Annotated in this window: 19 protein-coding genes and 2 pseudogenes; 6 read left to right on the forward strand and 15 right to left on the reverse strand. The window is 70.8% G+C overall.

All coding sequences use genetic code 11. The annotated features are described in order from the left end of the window. Positions 1-19 precede the first annotated feature (19 nt). The 3 genes from ACH4S9_RS27260 (at position 20) to ACH4S9_RS27270 (ending at position 1,957) form a co-directional block, all read left to right on the forward strand. Positions 20-646: an aminotransferase class I/II-fold pyridoxal phosphate-dependent enzyme gene (locus tag ACH4S9_RS27260; protein ID WP_398374176.1), complete on the forward strand. Its 627-nt coding sequence runs from the start codon at positions 20-22 to the stop codon at positions 644-646. Further along, positions 639-1,313: a 4-carboxy-4-hydroxy-2-oxoadipate aldolase/oxaloacetate decarboxylase gene (locus ACH4S9_RS27265; RefSeq protein ID WP_398374178.1), complete on the forward strand. Its 675-nt coding sequence runs from the start codon at positions 639-641 to the stop codon at positions 1,311-1,313. Before ACH4S9_RS27260 ends, ACH4S9_RS27265 begins: the two co-directional genes overlap by 8 nt. A 116-nt stretch (positions 1,314-1,429) precedes the next feature. Next, the gene (locus ACH4S9_RS27270; protein WP_358845052.1) at positions 1,430-1,957 is read left to right on the forward strand and encodes a hypothetical protein; all 528 of its coding nucleotides are present in this window, start codon (positions 1,430-1,432) and stop codon (positions 1,955-1,957) included. A 136-nt stretch (positions 1,958-2,093) separates the two neighbouring features. On the opposite strand, the gene dctA is transcribed toward ACH4S9_RS27270, so the two are convergent. The 10 genes and pseudogenes from dctA to ACH4S9_RS27320 all read right to left on the reverse strand — a co-directional run. Further along, positions 2,094-3,419, reverse strand: coding sequence for a C4-dicarboxylate transporter DctA (gene dctA / locus ACH4S9_RS27275; RefSeq protein WP_311722080.1), 1,326 nt, complete (start codon positions 3,417-3,419; stop codon positions 2,094-2,096). Positions 3,420-3,613: 194 nt separating this feature from the next. After that, positions 3,614-4,999, reverse strand: coding sequence for an aldehyde dehydrogenase family protein (locus ACH4S9_RS27280; protein ID WP_361182275.1), 1,386 nt, complete (start codon positions 4,997-4,999; stop codon positions 3,614-3,616). After that, a complete protein-coding gene (locus ACH4S9_RS27285) occupies positions 4,996-5,433 on the reverse strand; it encodes a cupin domain-containing protein (RefSeq protein WP_311722082.1) in 438 nt (145 codons plus the stop codon). Before ACH4S9_RS27285 ends, ACH4S9_RS27280 begins: the two co-directional genes overlap by 4 nt. A 14-nt stretch (positions 5,434-5,447) precedes the next feature. Further along, positions 5,448-5,750, reverse strand: coding sequence for a putative quinol monooxygenase (locus ACH4S9_RS27290; RefSeq protein ID WP_311722083.1), 303 nt, complete (start codon positions 5,748-5,750; stop codon positions 5,448-5,450). Continuing rightward, on the reverse strand, positions 5,747-6,817 hold the full coding sequence (locus ACH4S9_RS27295) for an Ldh family oxidoreductase (protein ID WP_398374180.1): 1,071 nt from the start codon (positions 6,815-6,817) through the stop codon (positions 5,747-5,749). Before ACH4S9_RS27295 ends, ACH4S9_RS27290 begins: the two co-directional genes overlap by 4 nt. A gap of 165 nt (positions 6,818-6,982) precedes the next feature. Continuing rightward, positions 6,983-7,708, reverse strand: a complete 726-nt coding sequence (locus ACH4S9_RS27300) for a GntR family transcriptional regulator (RefSeq protein WP_311722087.1) — start codon at positions 7,706-7,708, stop codon at positions 6,983-6,985. Positions 7,709-7,756: 48 nt separating this feature from the next. Then, positions 7,757-9,013 (reverse strand): cytochrome P450, encoded by a 1,257-nt coding sequence (locus ACH4S9_RS27305; RefSeq protein ID WP_385340033.1) that lies wholly within the window; start codon positions 9,011-9,013, stop codon positions 7,757-7,759. Positions 9,014-9,139: 126 nt separating this feature from the next. Continuing rightward, entirely contained in the window at positions 9,140-9,301 is a 162-nt protein-coding gene (locus tag ACH4S9_RS27310) for a substrate-binding domain-containing protein (protein ID WP_398374440.1), read from the reverse strand. A 64-nt stretch (positions 9,302-9,365) separates the two neighbouring features. Beyond that, a pseudogene (locus tag ACH4S9_RS27315) lies at positions 9,366-9,641 on the reverse strand (substrate-binding domain-containing protein); the annotation flags it as partial. 382 nt (positions 9,642-10,023) lie between these two features. Then, positions 10,024-10,155: pseudogene (locus ACH4S9_RS27320) on the reverse strand (hypothetical protein); the annotation flags it as partial. Between the two features lie 76 nt (positions 10,156-10,231). Here ACH4S9_RS27320 and ACH4S9_RS27325 point away from each other — a divergent pair. The 3 genes from ACH4S9_RS27325 to ACH4S9_RS27335 all read left to right on the forward strand — a co-directional run bounded on the left by ACH4S9_RS27325 (position 10,232) and on the right by ACH4S9_RS27335 (position 12,468). Next, positions 10,232-10,534 (forward strand): hypothetical protein, encoded by a 303-nt coding sequence (locus ACH4S9_RS27325; RefSeq protein ID WP_311722090.1) that lies wholly within the window; start codon positions 10,232-10,234, stop codon positions 10,532-10,534. 102 nt (positions 10,535-10,636) lie between these two features. After that, positions 10,637-10,990, forward strand: a complete 354-nt coding sequence (locus ACH4S9_RS27330; protein ID WP_398374182.1) for a hypothetical protein — start codon at positions 10,637-10,639, stop codon at positions 10,988-10,990. A 53-nt stretch (positions 10,991-11,043) separates the two neighbouring features. Further along, the gene (locus tag ACH4S9_RS27335; RefSeq protein WP_398374184.1) at positions 11,044-12,468 is read left to right on the forward strand and encodes a glycoside hydrolase family 28 protein; all 1,425 of its coding nucleotides are present in this window, start codon (positions 11,044-11,046) and stop codon (positions 12,466-12,468) included. Positions 12,469-12,497: 29 nt separating this feature from the next. On the opposite strand, the gene ACH4S9_RS27340 is transcribed toward ACH4S9_RS27335, so the two are convergent. Genes ACH4S9_RS27340 through ACH4S9_RS27360 form a run of 5 tightly spaced genes read right to left on the reverse strand, consistent with a single transcriptional unit; the run spans position 12,498 to position 17,818 of the window. Further along, positions 12,498-13,661: an MFS transporter gene (locus ACH4S9_RS27340; RefSeq protein ID WP_358845101.1), complete on the reverse strand. Its 1,164-nt coding sequence runs from the start codon at positions 13,659-13,661 to the stop codon at positions 12,498-12,500. Positions 13,662-13,666: 5 nt separating this feature from the next. Continuing rightward, a complete protein-coding gene (locus ACH4S9_RS27345; RefSeq protein ID WP_398374186.1) occupies positions 13,667-14,242 on the reverse strand; it encodes a GNAT family N-acetyltransferase in 576 nt (191 codons plus the stop codon). Then, complete coding sequence (locus tag ACH4S9_RS27350) at positions 14,239-15,450, reverse strand: type III PLP-dependent enzyme (RefSeq protein WP_398374188.1); 1,212 nt, start codon at positions 15,448-15,450, stop codon at positions 14,239-14,241. Before ACH4S9_RS27350 ends, ACH4S9_RS27345 begins: the two co-directional genes overlap by 4 nt. Beyond that, positions 15,447-16,772: a DUF6271 family protein gene (locus ACH4S9_RS27355; RefSeq protein ID WP_398374190.1), complete on the reverse strand. Its 1,326-nt coding sequence runs from the start codon at positions 16,770-16,772 to the stop codon at positions 15,447-15,449. The genes ACH4S9_RS27350 and ACH4S9_RS27355 overlap by 4 nt, the downstream gene beginning before the upstream one ends. Further along, on the reverse strand, positions 16,754-17,818 hold the full coding sequence (locus ACH4S9_RS27360) for a phytanoyl-CoA dioxygenase family protein (RefSeq protein WP_385340022.1): 1,065 nt from the start codon (positions 17,816-17,818) through the stop codon (positions 16,754-16,756). The genes ACH4S9_RS27355 and ACH4S9_RS27360 overlap by 19 nt, the downstream gene beginning before the upstream one ends. Positions 17,819-17,903: the final 85 nt, after the last annotated feature.

Genomic DNA, 17,903 nt, shown 5'->3' on the forward strand with positions numbered 1-17,903 from the left:
CGCGTCCGGGTGCTCACCGATGAGATCTACGACGAGATCTGGTACGGCGAGGGGGGACAGCCGGTCCCTGGCCGCCGTCGAACCGCGCCTGACCGACCGCGTGTTCCTCACCAACGGCGTGTCCAAGACCTACGTGATGACCGGCTGGCGGCTCGGCTACGGAGCCGGCCCCGCCGACCTGGTGACCGCTATCAACACACTTCAGTCGCAGATCTCCTCCTGCCCGTCCTCCGTCAGCCAGGCGGCCGCGGCCGCCGCGTTCACCGGGCCGCAGCGGTTCGTCGCGGAGACGGTCCTGGCCTATCGGGGAAGGTGCGACGCCACGGTCCAGCTCATCAACGAGGCCCCGCTCCTGAGCTGCACCCCTCCGGACGGCGGCTTCTACCTGCTGGTCGACTGCGCCGACGCCATCGGCCTCCGCACACCGGACGGCGCGCGGATCGAGAACGACGAGCAGTTCGCCCGCCACCTCCTGGGCAGCCGGCAGGTGGCCGTGATCCACGGCTGCGCCTACGGCGCCCCCGGCTACTTCCGTATCTCCTTCGCCACCTCCACGGACGTCCTCACCGAATCGTGCGCGCGCATCGCCGCGGCCTGCGCCGCCCTGACTCCGGCCGTGCCCGCCTCAAAGGCACTCCATGATTGACCTCAGCACGACGTTCGAGCGCCCCGACCCCGGTCTCGTCGGGCGGTTGGGCGCCTTCTCCTCCGGGACGATCGACGAGGCACAGGGCCGGCTCGGCGCCCTGGACTCGACCATCAAGCCGGTCGACCACCGCATGAAGCTGTGCGGCCCGGCCTTCACGGCCGTCTGCGCCCCGCGGGACAACCTCGTGCTCCAGACGGCCATCCACTACGCCCACCCCGGCGACGTCATCGTCGTCTCGGGCGGCGCCTACGCCGAGGCCGGGTCCTTCGGGGACGTCCTGGCCAACGCCTGCCAGGCGAAGGGGTTGGGCGGCCTGATCACCGACACTGGTGTCCGTGACACGGAGGACCTGCGGGCTCTGGGGTTTCCCGTCTTCTCCCACAGCGTCAGCATCAAGGGCACGGTCAAGGAGACTATCGGTCCGCTGTGCGAGCCCGTGACCGTCGGCGGCCAGGTGATCCGCCCCGGCGATGTCGTCAAGGCCGACGCCGACGGTGCCGTGGTCGTCCGGCGCGAAAATCTCACCGAGGCCATCGCGGCCTCACGGCAGCGGGCGGACACCGAGACCGAACTCATCGCCGCCTACCGGTCCGGCAAGACGGTCGCCGAGATGTGCAACCTCATGCCGATCCTCGCTGTGAAGGGCGTCGTGGTGGGGGAGTAGCCGTCCTCACCCATCGCTTGCCTCGCGTTGCCGGAGGCGGTTACAGCAGGTGTAGCGTGAACCGGAGTCGGCCGGTCCGTCCGGCGAAGTCGTGTCCTGACGGGGGACCTTCCACCATGCGCCACCTTTCTCGCGCCGCCGCGTTCGGCGCGCTCGCCGCCTCCGCCCTCCTCGCACTCTCGGCCTGCTCCAGCGGCGGGTCGGGCGACACATCGTCCTCCACCGAGGGGAAGAGCGGGGAGAAGAGCGCGAGCAGCAGTGGTTCTCCGAGCGCGAAGGCCACGTCGTCGTCGCCGTCCGCCGCGGCGGACGGCTCGGTCGGTGGAACCGGTGCCGGCCAGACCGTCACGTCCAAGGTCGAGGTCAGCATCAAGTCGTGCCAGCTGCGCGACGCGTCCAAGCTGTACGCGATCGTCCAGCTCGACAACGTGAAGGGCGCGGCGGACTACGCCTACACCGTCAAGGTCCGCTTTCTGAACTCCGCGCACCCCGACAAGGCGGTCTACGCCACCCTCGCCAACCAGCCCGTCCTGGCCGGAGCCATGAAGAGCGCACTCGCGTCCGCCTCCTGGAAGGGCGACTCCGCCGCGATGCCGCAGACCTGCGAGGTGGCCAAGGCGACCAAGGTGGAGACGGCCGGCTGAGGCGGATCCCGGCCTGGCGGCGTGGGCATCGGCGAAAGGCGAACCCGCGCAGCGGCAGCAGCTCACTCAGCGTGGCGGGGCGACCGGGGCAGTCGGATAGTGCGGTGCCGCGCGGTCGCCTCGGCCAGAGGGGTGGTCAGCCGGCTGCCGCCGGTGCGGTGGCGGGGAGGTGGGTGGCCGACTGCTCGTGCTCGTCGGGGGCGAGGGGCGGGACGTCTTTGCCGTCGAGGACGGCCTTGGCGCGCTCCAGGTCGAAGGCTCCTTCCCACTTGGCGATGAAGATGGTGGCGACGGCGTTGCCGAGGACGGTGGTGAGGATGCGACCCTCGTTGAGGAAGCGGTCGATGCCGACGATCAGGGCGAGGGCCGCCATCGGGACGTGGCCGATGATGCTGACGCTGCCGGCGAGGACCACGAAGGCGCCGCCCGGGACGCCGGCCGCTCCCTTGCTGGTGATCATCATGATGCCGAGCATCGCCAACTGCTCGCCGAGGGACATGTGGATGTCGAGGGCCTGGGCCAGGAAGAGCGAGCTCATCGTCAGATAGATGGCGGTGCCGTCGAGGTTGAAGGAGTAGCCGGCCGGGAGGGTGAGGCCGACGACCGGGCGGGCGGCGCCCAGGTTCGTCATCTTGTCGACCATGCGCGGCAGTACGGCCTCGCTGGAGCAGGTCGCCAGGATGATCATGAGCTCTTCCTTGAGGTAGCGGCAGAGCTTGAAGAGGTTCAGGCCGGTGTAGCGCAGCAGACCGCCGAAGACGACCAGGATGAAGAGCAGGCAGGTCACGGAGAAGATCGCGATCAGGATCAGCAGCTGGTGCAGGGTGCCGATGCCGTACTTGCCCACCGTCAGCGCCAGGCCGCCGAAGGCGCCGAGCGGGGCCGTGCGCATGACCCAGCCGACGACCTTGAAGACGACCTTGGAGAGGTTCTCCACACCGCGCAACAGGCCCGCGGCGGGCTCGCCGACGGCCTTGACGCCGATGCCAAACAGCACCGAGACCAGCATGACCGGGAGGATCTCGCCCTCGGTGAAGGCGGAGAACATCGTGGCCGGGATGATCGACAGGATGAAGTCCGGCAGGTTCAGATGGGCGGTGGCGGCGCCCTCGGGCAGGTCCTCGGTGCTCAGCGACGAGGCGTCGATGTGCATGCCGGCGCCCGGCTGGAAGACATTGGCTATGACCAGACCGACCACCATGCACAGACCGGTCAGGGCGATGAAGTAGACCAGTGACTTGGCGCCGACCCGGCCGACCCGGCCGATGCTGTCGACCTTGCCCACACCCAGGACGACGGTGCAGAAGAGCACCGGCGCCACGATCATCTTCATCAGAGCGACGAAGCCGTCACTGAACGGCTGCATCTGCTCGGCGGTGCCCGGCCACACCGCGCCGACGACGATGCCTGCCGCCATGCCGATGAGAACCTGGACCCACAACTGGCGCAACCAGTACGTCATCTTTCATCTCCTTCGGAGGCTGGAAATCCATCTCTGTATACAGAGCTGCATTCATCTCTGTATAGCCCTCTGTGGACATCTCTTGGAAACATCCCCGCACCTCGATCGGAGCGTGCGGATTCGGGCATGCGAAGGTCCCGCCTGCCGCATATGGGCAGGCGGGGCCTCGGGGTGGTGCCGCGGTCAGGGAGGGGTCAGGGGGCGACCCAGTAGGCGCGGGTGTTGGTGAACTCGCGGATGCCGGCGCCGGCCAGTTCGCGTCCATAACCGCTGCGCTTCGTACCGCCGAAGGGCAGCCGCGGGTCGGAGGCGACGACGGCGTTGACGAACGCCGCTCCGCTGGTGATGCGGCGGGCCAGCGCGATGCCGCGCCCGGTGTCGGCCGTCCAGACGCTCAGGCCCAGGCCGAAGGAGGTGGCATCGGCCAGCCGTGCGGCGTCGTCGTCATCACGGGCGACGGCCAGGGCGGCCAGCGGGCCGAAGGTCTCCTCGTCGAAGGCCGCCATGCCCGGGCCGGTGTCCGTGAGGACGGTGGGCTGGAAGAAACAGCCCTCGCCGGGCAGAGGCTTTCCGCCGGTGAGAAGACGCGCGCCCGCCGCCACCGACTCCTCGACCTGGCGGGCGATCGCCTCGCGCAGATCGCCGCGGGCGAGTGGGCCGACCTGGGTGGAGCGGTCGTGCGGGTCGCCGATCCGCAACCGCTCGACACCTGCTACGAACGCCGTGGTGAAGGCGTCCATGACCGCCTCGGCCACGATGAACCGCTTGGCGCACACACAGCTCTGGCCGGAGTTGGCGAAGCGCGCCCGCACCGCGGCCGCCGCTGCCGCCCCGACGTCGGCGTCGTCGAGGACCACGAAGGCGTCCGAACCGCCCAGCTCCAGCACGGACTTCTTCGCCGCCCGCCCGGCCGCCGCGCCGACCGCGGCCCCGGCCCGGTTGCTGCCGGTGAGGGTGACCGCGGCGATGCGGTCGTCCTCGATGAGCCGTGAGGTGGTGTCGGGGACGTCGGCGTCCGCGATGACCAGGGTGGTCACCAGGTGTTCGGGGAAGCCGGCTTCGACGATGAGGTCCTGTAGGGCGAGCGCGCCGCCGGTGACGTTGGAGGCGTGTTTGAGCAGCACTCCGTTGCCCGCCAGCAGGGACGGGATGGCGAAGCGCATCACCTGCCAGACGGGGAAGTTCCACGGCATGACCGCCAGGACCAGGCCGGCGGGTTCGTATGCCACCCAGGCCTCGGCACCGTCGATGGCCACGTGTTCGTCGGCGAGGATGCCGGGCCCCCGCTCGGCGTAGTACTCGGCGGTCAGGGCGGACTTCTCGACCTCGGCCTCCGCCTCCCCGACGGGCTTGCCCATCTCCGTGACGGCCAGGTGGGCGAGCCGGTCCTTGTGTTCGCGCAGGGTACGGGCCAGGTGGGCGACGCGTGCGGCCCGCTCGGCGACCGGGACCAGGGCCCAGGCGCGCGAGGCGGCATGGGCACGCTCCACGGCGGCCTCGATCCGTGCGGTGTCCCAGGTGTCGTACGAGGCCAGCGGCTGTCCGGTGGCGGGGTTGACCGTCCGTATGGCGGCGCTCATGAGGTGGGGGCACCGCCCTTGTCGCTCGCGGAGAGATGCTCGAAGGTCTCGCCGGTGGCGGTGATGGTGCGGGTGACGTCCCGGCCGCCGTAGACCCAGTAGATCCGCATGACGCCCGCGCCGCGGTTGAAGAACCGGTGCGGGACGCCGGCCGGGACCCAGGTGGCCTGGCCGACCTCCAGGTCGAAGAGGTCGCCGTCGATCTCCGCGGTCGCCTCGCCTTCGAGGATCAGGACGGACTCCTCGACGTTGTGGCTGTGCAGGGGCAGGCCGGTGCCGGGCTGGAAGACGGTCTGGCCGGTGGTGATGACGGCCGCCTCCGAGTTCCACTTGCCGACGTACGGGACGGTGGCCACCCCGCCGCCGCGGTCGAAGCGTTCGATTTCGTCGGGGTGGATGAGCAGATTCGGTTCCGCAGGGCGGTTGGCGCACATGGCGGCGGCTCCGTTCAGGAGTGGTGGAAAAGACGGCGGGAGAGCGTGTTGACCTGGCTGCCGGGGACGACGTACTTCGCCGCCGCCTCGCGCCAGACCTTGAAGTGGGGCGCGGCGCGATGGGCCTCGACGGCTGCCTCGTCTTCGTAGATCTCGTGGAAGACGAAGTGGTGGTCGTCGGCCAGGTCGCAGACGACGTCGAAGTACTGGCAGCCGGGCTCGTCGGTGAAGGAGCGCTCGGCGTTCTCCTCGATGGCCTTGAGGAATTCGTCACGACAGCCCGGGACGACCTGGAGGGAGACGGTCAGCGCGATCATGCGGGGAGCTCCTGGGAGTTGAGGGGAAGGGGCAGGGGTACGGCGGTGGCCTCGGCGATGTGCGCGAGTGAGGCCCAGGTGTCGTCGACGAGCGTGATGCCCTCGGTGCGCAGACGCTCGGCGGTGCGGGCCTCCGGCTCGCCGGGGACCAGGATCTCGGCCGTGCCCGGGGCGGTGGGGGTGGACTTGGTCTCCCCGATCAGGGCCTCCACCCGCGCCTCGAACAGGGCCGGGTCGGCCATCGAGCGGACGTCGATGCAGATCAGCAGGTGGCCGACGCCGCTGCGGCCGGAGGGGTGGTACGGGCCGACGACCGCCGAGCCGAAGGCGCTGCCGGTCAGCACGCCCGCCAGCACGTCGAACATGAAGGAGATGGCGTAGCCCTTGTGGCCGGCCATGGGCAGGATCAGGCCCTCGACGGCGCGGCGCGGGTCGGTGGTCGGCACGCCGTCCGCGTCGGCCGCCCAGCCCTCCGGGATCGGCACGCCGCGCTCCCTGGCGTAGTAGATCTTGCCGCGCGCGACCGCGGTGTTGGCGATGTCCATCACGACCGTGCCGTGGCGGCCGCCGGGGGCCGCGATCGACCACGGGTTGGTGCCGACCCGCTTCTCCCGGCCGCCCCAGGGCGCCATCGCCGGGCTGGCGTTGGTGACCAACAGCGCCACGCAGCCACGCTCGGCGGCCTTGCGGGTGTAGTACGCGGCGGTGCCGAAGTGGCCGGAGTCGCGGACCGCTACCGCGCTGATGCCATGTCGGCGGGCCCGCTCGACGCCCCAGCCCACCGCACGGTCGGTGATCACCTGCCCGAGGCCGTCGTGGCCGTCGACGACGAGGACGGCGCCGTTGTCGCTCACGATCTCGGGGGCGGCCACGGCGGCCGTCGCCCCGCTCTCGATACGCCTGAGGTACCAGGGCAGGCGCAGCATCCCGTGCGACGGGTGTCCCCACAGCTCCGCGGTCACCAGGGTGTCCGCGAGCAGACGGGCGTCCGCGGGCGGGACGCCATGGGCTTCGGTGGTGGCGGCGGCGAACCCCAGCAGGTCGGCGGCGCCGACGGTATGCGGCATTGGACAGCCCCTCGTGTAGATCGTAGAGCCGAGTATGTATCCACTCCTGTATACATCACTGGGCTCAAGGAAACCACAGGGCCGGAGAGCGCGGGCTCGGGCGAGTGGGGCCGGGGGAGTAGGGCCCGGGGCGTGGGGCCGGGGGCGTGGGGCCGGGGCGTGGGGTCAGCCCACCACGTCCAGCTGAACGTCCGTGCCGAGCGCCAGGTCCTGGCCGGTGAGGCTGTCGATGAGCGCCTGGAGGGTCTGCGCGAGGTGGTGCCGGCACGCCGCCTCCGCCGCCTGGGCGTCCCCCCGCGTGATCGCCTTCAGCATCGCGCGGTGCTCGTCCAGCGAGGTCAGCATGCGGCGCGGGCCGCTGTGCGAGAGATGGCGCAGGCGTACGGTCTCGCTGCGCAGGTCGCGGATCGTGCGGGCCAGGTACTGGTTGCGGCAGGCCGCGATGACCGACTGGTCGAAGTCCTCGGTGATCTCGTAGAACTCCTGGTACGAGCGCGCCTGCGCGGCCGCGTCCCGCGCGCGGAAGGACTCGTCGAACTCCTCCAGCCGCTCCAGCAGCTCACGGAAGGGGAGCAGCGCGCGCTCGTCGGCCGCGCCCGCCGTCGCGACCGACAAGGCGGCCCGGGGCTCCAGCAGCATCCGGAACTCGAACAGGGCGCGGACGCCGCCCAGAGAGATCGGGGCGACCCGGGCCACCTCGCCCGGCACGAAGTCCACCAGTCCCTCCCGGGCCAGCCGCCGGATGGCCTCCCGCACGGGCGTCCGCGAGGCCCCCAGTTCCTCACCCAGCTGGACCTCGCCGAGCTTGGCCCCGGGCCGCAGCCGCAGCGACTCGATGTCGCTCTTCAGCCGCTCATAGACCGCTTCGCTCTTGCCAGTCGCCCGGGCCATGGAACTCCTCGTCGATACCAACCAGTCTGTATACAGACTAGTGTGCCACTAGCCCCCGGTGGCGGCGGTGGGGGTGAAGGTGACGGGCAGCGACTCCAGGGAGCGGTACCAGAAGGGGTCCGACCACCTCAGCTCGTCGGGGGCGACCGCAAGCGTCAGGTCCGGCACGCGGTCCAACAGCACCTCGATCGCCGTCTCCGCGATGATCCTGGCCGTCTCGGGGCCGCCCACCGGGCAGCCGTACTCCCCGACGCTGAAGGCGACATGGGAGTGGTTCCCGCCGTAGCCGACGGGGGCGGCGGGCCACAGCAGCGGGTCGGCGTTGGCCGCGGCCAGGCCGAGGACGACGAGGTCGCCGGTGCGGATGAGCCGGCCACCGAGGGCGGTGTCGCGGGTGGCGTACCGCCCGATGAGGTTCTGGACCGGGGAGTCCGCCCACAGCACCTCGTTCATGGCCTCGCCGGTGCTGCGGCGGTTGCCCGTCAGGGACGCGGCGAAGCGCGCGTCGGTGAGCATCAGCCGGAGGGTGTTGCCGATCCAGTACGCGGTGGTCGGCAGCGCCGCCGCCATCAGCAACATCACGTCCGCGACATGCTGCTCCTCGGTGAGGTCCGGGGTGCTCAGGATGAACCGCGAGGTGAGGTCGGGGCCCGGCGCCTCGCGCTTGGCCTTCACCAGCTCCGTCACGTGGGCGGCGGCCCGCTGCTGGCCGGCGATGGCGTCCTCGCCGGAGACGAACGAACTGGTCAGCCCCTCCGCCAGGGCCGCCAGCCCGGCCTCGTCGTCGGAGAGGCCGAACACCTCGGCCATGGCGAGGGCGGGCACCGAGTGGATGTAGTCGAACACCAGGTCCGCCTTGCCGATCGTGGCGAACTTGTCGATCAGCTGGTCGGCGAACCTCTCGCAGCTCCCGCGCAGCATGAAGGGGTCGATCGTGGCGAGGACATCGCTGACGGCCGTCGCGCGCAGGTGGTGCTCCTCGCCCTCGGTGAAGGACATCATCGGGCTGTACGCCACCCACGGCATGAGGGGCCAGTCCGGCGGCACGCTGTCCCAGCCGTTCCAGCGGCGCGGGTCCCGGCCGAAGGTCTCGACGTCGGACAGCACGTGGCGTATCTCGCGGTAGCCGAGGACGAACCAGGCGGTGATGTCGCCTTCGAGCAGCACGGGGGCGACCTGTCCGTGGTCGCGCCGTATCCGCTGGTAGGTCTCGGTCGGCTGCCGCCGGAAATCCGGCCCGTACAGCCGTGCGGCGTGGGCGGGGCAGCCCGGGGGAGGCGTTTGGGTGTCCTGGGGGTTCGTCACTGCGTCGACTTCCTCGGAGCGGGGCGTTTCTGCGGGGATGCCGGGAGGCTAACGAACCGATCGGTTCAGGCCAACTCCAGAACGATCACAATCCCAACGCATCCGCGGCGCCACGGCGGGGAGAGGTCAGGAAGACGCGCGCACCACAAGGCGTGGCACGATCACCGTCTCGCGCGCCGCGACTCCGGTCATCTGCGCGGCGATCCGCTGCACCGCGGACCGGCCGAGGAGTTCCTTGTCGACCAGCAGGGTCGTCAGCGGCGGGTCCGCCAGCCGACTGAGGGTCAGCCCGTTCGCAGCCCACGAAGGCGCAGTCCGCCGGGACGCGCACGCCGCGGTCGCGGGCGCGGCGCAGGGCGCCGATGGCGATCAGGTCGTTGTACGCGAGCACGGCCGTCGCCCCGAAGCCGGTGTCCAACACATCGTCCATGGCCGCCGCCCCGCCGTCGAGGGAGTTGACCGCCGGGAACACCCAACCCGCGTCGGCGGGCAGCCCGAGTTCCGCGGCGGCCCGGAGGAACAGCGAGTGCCGGGTGCCGCGTTCGCCCGCGTCCGGGCGCCCGCGGTCGTCCAGCATCGCGATGCGACGGTGGCCGCGCTCCACGAGGTGGCCGACCGCCTGCCGCATGCCGGCGGCGAAGTCGATCCGCCCCCCGCTCACCGCCGGTGGCCGGTGTTCGTTGTCGCAGCACAAAAGGCATGCCGGAGCGGTGGATCAGCTCGATGGCGCCGGGGTCGAGCAGAAAGGCGACACACGCGTCCACATGGTCCACCACGGTCCGGGCCACCGCGGCCTCGCGTTCCAGGGCGGACCCGGTGCTGTAGACGGCGACCTGCCAGCCGCGCTCGTCGGCCGCCGCCAGCACGCCCGAGACCACCTCGGGGAAGAAGGGATCGAGCACATCCGCGATGACCAGGCCCAGCGTGGTGATCCGCGGGCCCACCATGCCGCGGGCGAACCGGCTGGGCCGGTAGCCCATGGCCTGGGCCACCCGCAGCACCCGCTGCCGTGTGGCCGGGTCGATCTCCGGTTTGTCGTTGACCGCGCGGGAGACGGTCACGTGACCGCTCACGCCTCGGTCATCACCGCGACGGCGACGGGCGTCAATGGATCGTATCCGCGTAACATCCCGCCGTTTCACACGTATTGACGCGGCGGTCGGGTGGGCCGGACAGTGCTCCGTGAACGCTCACGGTGACGTTCACGGAGGACAGGACATGCCCACGTTGAGGATCCCGCTCCGCCCCGCCCGCGCCCTCCTTGCCATCCGAGCCACCCGCGCCGCCCGCTCCCGGTGGCGCGCTCTGTGCGCGGCCCTCGTACTCGCCCTGACCTTCGGCCTCCTCGCCGCCCCAGCGGCCGAGGCCGAGGTCCAGCACCCGCGACAGGAGTGGCTGCGCCAGTCCACCGCCGGACTCTTCCTGCACTGGGGCATGTTCACCCACCCCCGCCACCTCGACTGCGCCGACTGGGAGCGCGATGTCACCGAGGGTGGCTGGAGCGCCGACACGGGAGCGTAGCTCCGCAGCCTCTGGCCTGCGGAGCTGGCCAACGCTACGCAGAATGCGGTAGTTTGCTACTCCCATGCGGGAGTCTCCGAAGGCACAGATCCGGTTTTGCCGGTGGACCCGGTTTCACACGGGACGACGGGCATCACCGGCTGCGGGCCCTGCTCTGGGGCCGAGAAGGTGCGCAACATCGGCGACAGCGAGCAGGCGGCGGTGCTCTTCCCCGACGTCGTCGTCCCCGACGGCGGGGAGCGCACCCTCTACCTCGACTACACGGTCTACGGCACCCGCTCGTTCCATGTGAGCGTCAACGGCGGCCCGCCGACCGTGGTGACGGTGACCGACATCGGAAACACCACCCCGCGCACCACCTCCCTCCCCGTCACCCTGAATCCCGGCGCCAACACCATCGAAATCTCCAACGACACCGAGTCCGCCCCGGAGCTCGACCGGATCTCCCTCGGCTAGCCCGTGTGGCGACCTCCGACCCGCCCTCGACGACGCCAAGGAGTGTTCAGGCCATGCACCCGAGACCTTCCCGCCGCTCCGCGCTGCGCACCGGCGGTCTGCTGGCGGCAGGCGCGCTGCTCCCCCAACTGCCCGCGGGGCCCGCGTACGCGGCCGCCCCGTACACCGGGGCGTGGCGCCCGGTGCCGAAGATCCTGGCCCGGATCAGGCCGCCCGACTTCCCCCGCCGGACCTTCACGATCACCGACTACGGCGCGGTCGGCGACGGACGGACCATGAACACCGAGGCGTTCCGGGCCGCCATCGCCGCCTGCCACCGCGCGGGCGGCGGCCATGTGATCGTCCCCGAAGGCCGCTACCTCACCGGCGCGATCCACCTGCGCAGCGCCGTGGACCTGCACGTCACCGCGGGCGCCACCATCGCCTTCAGCCCCGACCCGCGCGACTTCCTGCCGGTGGTGTTCACCCGCTGGGAGGGCACCGAGTGCTACAACTACTCGCCCTTCATCTACGCGTACGGCGAGCGGGACGTCGCGGTCACCGGCCCCGGCACGCTCGACGGGCAGGCGCGGCTCGGGCCCTGGGAGAGCTGGTACCGCGACAGCGGACCGCAGGGCCCCGACCAGAGCCTGCTGCGCAGGATGGGCTCGACCGGAGTGCCGGTGGCCGAGCGCGTCTTCGGCGACGGACACCACCTGCGGCCGCAGCTGGTGCAGTTCTACCGCTGCCGCAACGTCCTGGTCAGCGGTCTTACCATCGTCGACCCGCCGATGTGGACCGTGCACCCGGTGCTGTCGGCCAACGTCACCGTGCGCGATGTCACCGTGGACAGCACGCTCTACAACACCGACGGTTGCGACCCGGAGTGCTGCTCCGACGTGCTCATCACCGGCTGCCGGTTCAACACCAACGACGACTGCGTGGCCGTCAAGTCCGGCCGGGACGAGGACGGTCACCGCGTCGCCGTGCCGAGCAGAAACATCGTGGTGCGCGACTGCCTGTTCTCCGGCCGCTGGGGCGGGATGACGGTCGGCAGCGAGATGTCCGGCGGGGTGCGTGACGTCTTCGCCGAGAACTGCGAGATCAACCCGCCGGACTTCCCTGGGCGCTACCCCGTCAAGCACGCCCTGTACGTCAAGGCGAGCAAGAAACGCGGCGGCTGTATCGACGGCGTGCACATCCGGAATTTCACCGGGCGGGGCCTGGAGCGCGACATCGCGTTCGTGACCATGAACTACAACGGTGGCGAGGGCGGGACACTGCCGGTGTCCGTCCGGAACATCCACATGGACCGGATGGAGATCGACGGCGCCCGCGCCGTGCTGCAACTGGTCGGCCTGGAGACCGACCACCTGCGCGGGGTCCACCTCTCCCGCTCCACGTTCACCGGCGTCCGCAACCCCGACAGCGTCGTCTGCACCGACGAACTGACCTTCCGGCGGGTCTTCGTCAACGGCCAGGAGATGCCGTACCGCTGAGGCTGTTGGGCCGCATGTCCGCCCACGGGTCAGGCATTGGCGGGCGTCCACCGGATCCGCGTGGCGCACAGGGACACCACGACCGCCGACGCGGCCACGACGCCCAGGCCCCACACCAGACCGCTGGAGTTCGCCACGAAGCCGATGACCGGGGGACCGGCCAGCAGGCCCGTCGTTCCCATGGCGGCGACCAGGGCCAGTGCCTCCGGACCCTGCTTCGCCGCGGCGACATAGACGCAGGGGGTCACGGCCGCGATGCCGAGGCCCACGCAGGAGAACCCGATCAGGGCAGGCACCACACCGCCGCTCAGCAGGGCCAGGGCCAGCCCCGCCCCGGCCACGGCGCTTCCGACGATGACGACGCGCCCGTCGCCCCAGCGGCCGCGCCACCCGTCGGCGAAGAGCCGGGCCAGCACCATCATGCCCGAGACGACGGCGATCCCCAGGGGCGCCAGCTCCGCCGAGGCCTTGACGACGTCCGTCATATAGAGGGCGGACCAGTCGTTGATGGCGCCCTCGGTGACGGTGCCGAAGACCATGGCGCAGCACATCCACAGCGTCATGCGGGTCGGCAGGGACCTTCCGCCACGGTTCTTCTTCTCGCTCCGCTTCTCCTCGGCGGCCTCGTCCTCTCCCAGGAGCCCGGTGCGCGCGCAGACGAGCAGGAGGAGCAGGACGACGGCGGCCATGCCGAAGTGCACGGCGACCGACGAGGTCACCGTGTTCACGCAGGAGGCGAGGAGGGCGGCGAGGAGCGAGCCGCCGCTGAACGTCGCGTGCAGTTTGGCCATGGCGTTGCGCTTGTGCCGGAGTTCGAGCGCGGCTCCCTGCGCGTTCATGGCGACGTTCAGACACCCCACGAGCACTCCGTCGCAGCACACGACCGCCAGGGCGACGGGGTAGTCCGGTGCCGCGGCCAGGGCGATGAGCAGCAGGGTCAGTCCCAGGGCCGACAGCAGCGCGAGGCGCTGTGAGCCGAGGCGTCTCATCAACACCGACACCAGCGGGAACGACACGCTCGCGCCGATCCCCGCGGCCATCAGGAGGAAGCCCACCTCGGCCGCCGTCAGGCCGAGATCGGCCTTGATGGCGGGGATGCGCGAGGCCCAGGTGGCGTACTGGAAACCGAGGGAGCAGAACAGCGCGGCGATCGCCAGTTGGCTCCGGTAGAAGGGATCCCGTATCCGCGGCATGTGCTTCAACCCAGTTCCTCCCGCGATGACGAGCCGCACGGCGACACCCCGGCCGGCTCCGGCTCCGGTGTTCCCGCCCCGCGGGACGGCACCGCTCTCGACATGTAGACGACGTCCGGGCCATAGCCGTCCGGGCGTACGACCTCCTGGTGGGCGGTGAAGCCGCGCGCCGACCAGTACGTCGCGCTGCCCCCGACGGCGACCAGCGAGATCCGCTCGTATCCGCGTGCTCTGGCCGACGTGGTGAGGTGGCGCAGGAGGCGCCGCCCCAGCCCCCTGCGCCGGAAGCTCTCCGCGATGACCAGGTCGTGCAGATGCAGATTGCTGGACGGGAACGCGACCTGCTCAGGCCGCGCCAGGTCCGGGTACCGGTACATCGGATAGGGCAGCGCCAGCACATAGCCCACGAGCCTGGGGCCCACCTCCAGCGCGCGGCAGGTGCCCGGCGACACGCGCGCCCGGGACTGGAGCGCCACCCGTCCCTCGGACAGGCCGAGGCCGGTGTAGGCGCGGGACTCCAGCGCCGCGATCCCGTCCCAGTCGCGCTCGCAGATGCGGCGTATGCGCACCTCGTCGTTCATCCGCCACGCGCCTTCCCGGCCCCGCCCGCGCCGCCGCCGTCGACGCAGGTGTACGGCAGCGGGCCGAAGCCGTTGAAGCCCTGGGTCATATAGCTGGTGGCGTACGCGCCACAGGACAGCACCCAGACCGGGTCGCCCGACGCCAGCGCCTCCGGCACCTGGACCAGGCCGTGCTCGGGGGAGTAGGCGTCGTCGCTGTCGCAGGTGGGCCCGGCCACGACGGCGGGCACACGCCGGACACCGGGCCCGCCGTGGGTGGGAAAGACGAGCGGGTACTGCAACTCGTCCATCTCGTACAGGCCGTTGAACTTTCCGCAGCTCAGATACAGCCAGTACTGGCGCCGGCCGTCGCGGCCCCGGCGCGCGGAGAGCCGGGACACATGGGCCCGGATGGCGCCCTGGCCGGCGACGAGGTAGCGGCCCGGCTCCACGACGAAGCCGAGACGGTGTCCGCCGACGCCGCCGAGGTACGCCATCCCGTCCCGGATCGCGGCGAACAGCTTGTCGATCGGGGGATCGAGCGGTCTGCCGTGTCGGTCGAAACACCCCGGGACGGGCAGGCCACCGCCGAGGTTGACGTGGTCCAGGGCGATCCCGCGGCCGTCGAGGGCCGTCAGGACCTCCGCGAGGCGTTCGAAGGCGCCGTGCCAGGCCTCGACCGTCATCTGCTGAGAGCCGACGTGCACGGAGAGGCCCGAGGGGGTCAGGCCCAGCTCCCGCGCCGTTTCCAGGACGGTCACCGCGTCGGCCGTCGAGCAACCGTACTTGTCGCTCAGCCCCCAGAGCGCTCCCCGCGTGTCGATGGCCAGTCGGCAGAACACCCGGGCGCCGGGGGCGTGTTCGGCGATCGCCGCCACGTCCTCCAGGCTGTCGGTTGCGAAGTCCCTGATGCCGAGGCGGTGGGCGTCGGCGATGTTCCGGTCGGACTTCACCGTGTTGCCGTAGTGGATTCCGCCGATCGGCACACCCGCGCGCACCGCCTGTTCCATCTCCGGGATGCTCGCCGCGTCGACCCCGGCGCCCGCCTCGGCCAGACGGGCCAGCACCTCGTCGACCGGGCACGCCTTCATGGCGAAGCGGACGGTGACTCCGGGCAGCTCCCGGAGCAGGGAGGCGTAGCGCTCCTCGATCCCCGCGAGGTCGAAGAAGAGCCTGTCCTCGGCGGTGGCCGCGAGAGCGGCCGACAGGGGTATGTCCTGGTGCGTCATCGTGGCCGTCGACCCGGGCCTTCCGGCGCCGGCGCCAGGGCGGTGTCGCGGGCCGCCCGCACCAGCGAGCCCCACGCCTCGACCAGCAGGGCGAAGTCGGCGATGTCGCTCTGCGCCTCGTCGAGGAGGTGCTCGCGGCGCGACGCCAGGAGGGCGGCGAACGTCTCGTATCGGCCGCCCAGCTTCCGGTAGGCGGCCTCGATGGTGTCGAGGCGCCGGACGTTCTCCGCCCGGTCGAGCAGGGTGCTCCTCCTGGCCAGCTCGGCGATCACGGAAGCCCGCACCTGACCCCGGGCGTCGAGGAGCGAGTCACCGGCCTCGGCCATCTCGGCGTAGAGGAAGTTGAAGTAGAGCATCGACAGGAAGAACTTGGCGAACCGTAACTGGTAGGCCATGAACCCCGGGTCGGTGCGGCGCTCCCCGGTGTGGAAGTTCTCGATGTGGCGGTTGTGCAGCACACCGGGCAGTGCGGCGGCCTCGACCAGGTGGATGAGGAAGTAGTCGCTGCCGATGGTGTCGGTGGCGGGCGGCAGCGGCACCCGCTCGTGCACCTGGTGGAAGCCGATGTTGCACATGTCCACCCGCATGGGGTCGACGACGGCCAGGGTGGTCCGGTCGCCGGTGAACGCGCCGGTCCCGGGCCCTTGGAAGGACTCGTCGACCAGTGCCCGCTTCTGCTCCTCCGACCAGTCGCCGGGCGCCCACAGGCTGACCACGTCGTAGTAGACGTCCGGGTCGAGCCGGCGGATCTCGTCGATGTCCACGGACGGCTCGCCCACGAAGGAGGCGCCCACCATCGCCACCCGCTTGTGGGTGTCCTTCGGAGCGAGCGCCGTCTCACCGACGTCGTGCGCCGCGTCGGCCGCACGCCTGCCGAGCGACATCAGCTCATGGTGGACGGGGAAGGCGGTCTCGCCGCGCAGCACCTGGTAGCGGCTGTCGGAGTCCCTGCGGTGGACGGACTCGCACCCGAGCGCCACGGCGATCAGAAACGCGCGGTTGGTGCAGGCACCGTAGGAGAGCCCGGCCGGAAGCATCAGGTCGAGCAGCAGCTCGGGCTTGGTGGGGTCGGTCCGGTGGATCACCCGGCGCAGGAAGTCGCGCTGCTCCGCCTCGCCGAGGTGGTGCACGACGACGCGCGGCACCTCGCGCGCGGCGCCCAGGGCCCGCGCGTGTTCCGCGAACGCGTCGGAGGAGTCCAGGATCAGCAGGTGCACCTCGACGTCGAAGTGCCCGACGGCGTAGGCGGCCTCCTCGCCGATGGCGGTGACCATCGCGGGGCACGTCCGGTTGGTGGGAAGTGTCAGACAGATGCGTCGCACGCCGCTTCTCCGCCGCTCCGGTCGAATTCCGTCCCGTCCCACGAAGTGCTGCCGAGCAGCCTGGCGCCCAGGTCGTTCAGCGTGGCGGTGCCGTATCTGAGGGCCTCGGGCTTGTCGGCGTCGCCGAGAAGGGTGGCGTTCCAGGTCGGAGTGGTGAGGTGGCGCCACGAGTCGATCCGGGAACGCCGCAGCTCGTGGTGCGATTCGAGGGCGGGCATCATCGAGAGGTACTGGACCGCCCGCACACCGTTCTCCGAGGTGTTGGGCGCCACTCCGTGGGCCAGCAGGCCGTTCCAGATGAGCAGGTCCCCGGCCTCGAGTTCCGGTCGTACGACGGGCATTTCGCCCCGGTCGATCCTCGGCCGGACCGGATCGCGGTCGTCCGGCTGGAGCACCCGCCACTGGTCGAACCGGTGGAACAGCTCGGGGCAGCACTGGAAGCCGCCCAGCTCCGGCTCGGTGTCATGAAGGGCGATGATGCCCTGGACCCGCTGCGGCAGCACACTGAGCGTCGTGTCGACGTCCCAGTGGAGTTCGATGTCGAACCCCTTCTCCGTGGGGGCGATCAGGGCCCGGTCGCGGTTCCCGACGTTGGGCGGGTTCAGGTTGAGCCGGTCCAGGGTGACCCAGAGCTCCTCGCAGTCCCACACGTCCACGAACGCGTCGTAGACCCGGCGCGTCTGGCGGCTGTCCCAGATGAGCTGGTGGTGGTACGCCTCGACGAACCCGTAGATGTGCAGCTCCCGGTCCAGGTCGGACCGGTACTCGCGGTCCTGGTACCAGGTGTCCGGGCGGCCGGGGTCGAGCGCCTGGAAGTCCCAGGTGAAGTCGAGCAGTTCGCGCGCCGCCGAGGCCGGGATGGCCTGCTTCACCACGACGTAGCCGTAGTTCTGCCAGAAGGCGAAGTCCTCCTCGGACAACACTCTCAGCTGCCGGGTCTTGGTGAGGTTCCGCAGCTGGGTCTGTGCCAGGTACGTCTCGCCGTCCGAGCTGAAGTACGGGACGTCCGAGGGGGACCGGTGCAGGTAATGATCGGGCTTTGGCATGCAGTGCTCCACAACTGAAAACTCTCGGTAGCTCCCGGGCCCTGCCGTCAGGCGCCGGAGCGTAGTGTCGGCTCCGCTCCGTGGT

It is taken from the genome of Streptomyces sp. NPDC021225 (assembly GCF_044332865.1).
GTDB lineage: Bacteria > Actinomycetota > Actinomycetes > Streptomycetales > Streptomycetaceae > Streptomyces.

What these genes read in the sequence shown, in the direction of transcription:
- ACH4S9_RS27260 (WP_398374176.1), top strand. Translation starts at nt 20, where the DNA reads ATGAGATCTACGACGAGATCTGGTACGGCGAGGGGGGACAGCCGGTCC.
- ACH4S9_RS27265 (WP_398374178.1), top strand. Translation starts at nt 639, where the DNA reads ATGATTGACCTCAGCACGACGTTCGAGCGCCCCGACCCCGGTCTCGTC.
- ACH4S9_RS27270 (WP_358845052.1), top strand. Translation starts at nt 1,430, where the DNA reads ATGCGCCACCTTTCTCGCGCCGCCGCGTTCGGCGCGCTCGCCGCCTCC.
- dctA (WP_311722080.1), bottom strand. Translation starts at nt 3,419, where the DNA reads ATGACGTACTGGTTGCGCCAGTTGTGGGTCCAGGTTCTCATCGGCATG.
- ACH4S9_RS27280 (WP_361182275.1), bottom strand. Translation starts at nt 4,999, where the DNA reads ATGAGCGCCGCCATACGGACGGTCAACCCCGCCACCGGACAGCCGCTG.
- ACH4S9_RS27285 (WP_311722082.1), bottom strand. Translation starts at nt 5,433, where the DNA reads ATGTGCGCCAACCGCCCTGCGGAACCGAATCTGCTCATCCACCCCGAC.
- ACH4S9_RS27290 (WP_311722083.1), bottom strand. Translation starts at nt 5,750, where the DNA reads ATGATCGCGCTGACCGTCTCCCTCCAGGTCGTCCCGGGCTGTCGTGAC.
- ACH4S9_RS27295 (WP_398374180.1), bottom strand. Translation starts at nt 6,817, where the DNA reads ATGCCGCATACCGTCGGCGCCGCCGACCTGCTGGGGTTCGCCGCCGCC.
- ACH4S9_RS27300 (WP_311722087.1), bottom strand. Translation starts at nt 7,708, where the DNA reads ATGGCCCGGGCGACTGGCAAGAGCGAAGCGGTCTATGAGCGGCTGAAG.
- ACH4S9_RS27325 (WP_311722090.1), top strand. Translation starts at nt 10,232, where the DNA reads ATGCCCACGTTGAGGATCCCGCTCCGCCCCGCCCGCGCCCTCCTTGCC.
- ACH4S9_RS27335 (WP_398374184.1), top strand. Translation starts at nt 11,044, where the DNA reads ATGCACCCGAGACCTTCCCGCCGCTCCGCGCTGCGCACCGGCGGTCTG.
- ACH4S9_RS27340 (WP_358845101.1), bottom strand. Translation starts at nt 13,661, where the DNA reads ATGCCGCGGATACGGGATCCCTTCTACCGGAGCCAACTGGCGATCGCC.
- ACH4S9_RS27345 (WP_398374186.1), bottom strand. Translation starts at nt 14,242, where the DNA reads ATGAACGACGAGGTGCGCATACGCCGCATCTGCGAGCGCGACTGGGAC.
- ACH4S9_RS27350 (WP_398374188.1), bottom strand. Translation starts at nt 15,450, where the DNA reads ATGACGCACCAGGACATACCCCTGTCGGCCGCTCTCGCGGCCACCGCC.
- ACH4S9_RS27360 (WP_385340022.1), bottom strand. Translation starts at nt 17,818, where the DNA reads ATGCCAAAGCCCGATCATTACCTGCACCGGTCCCCCTCGGACGTCCCG.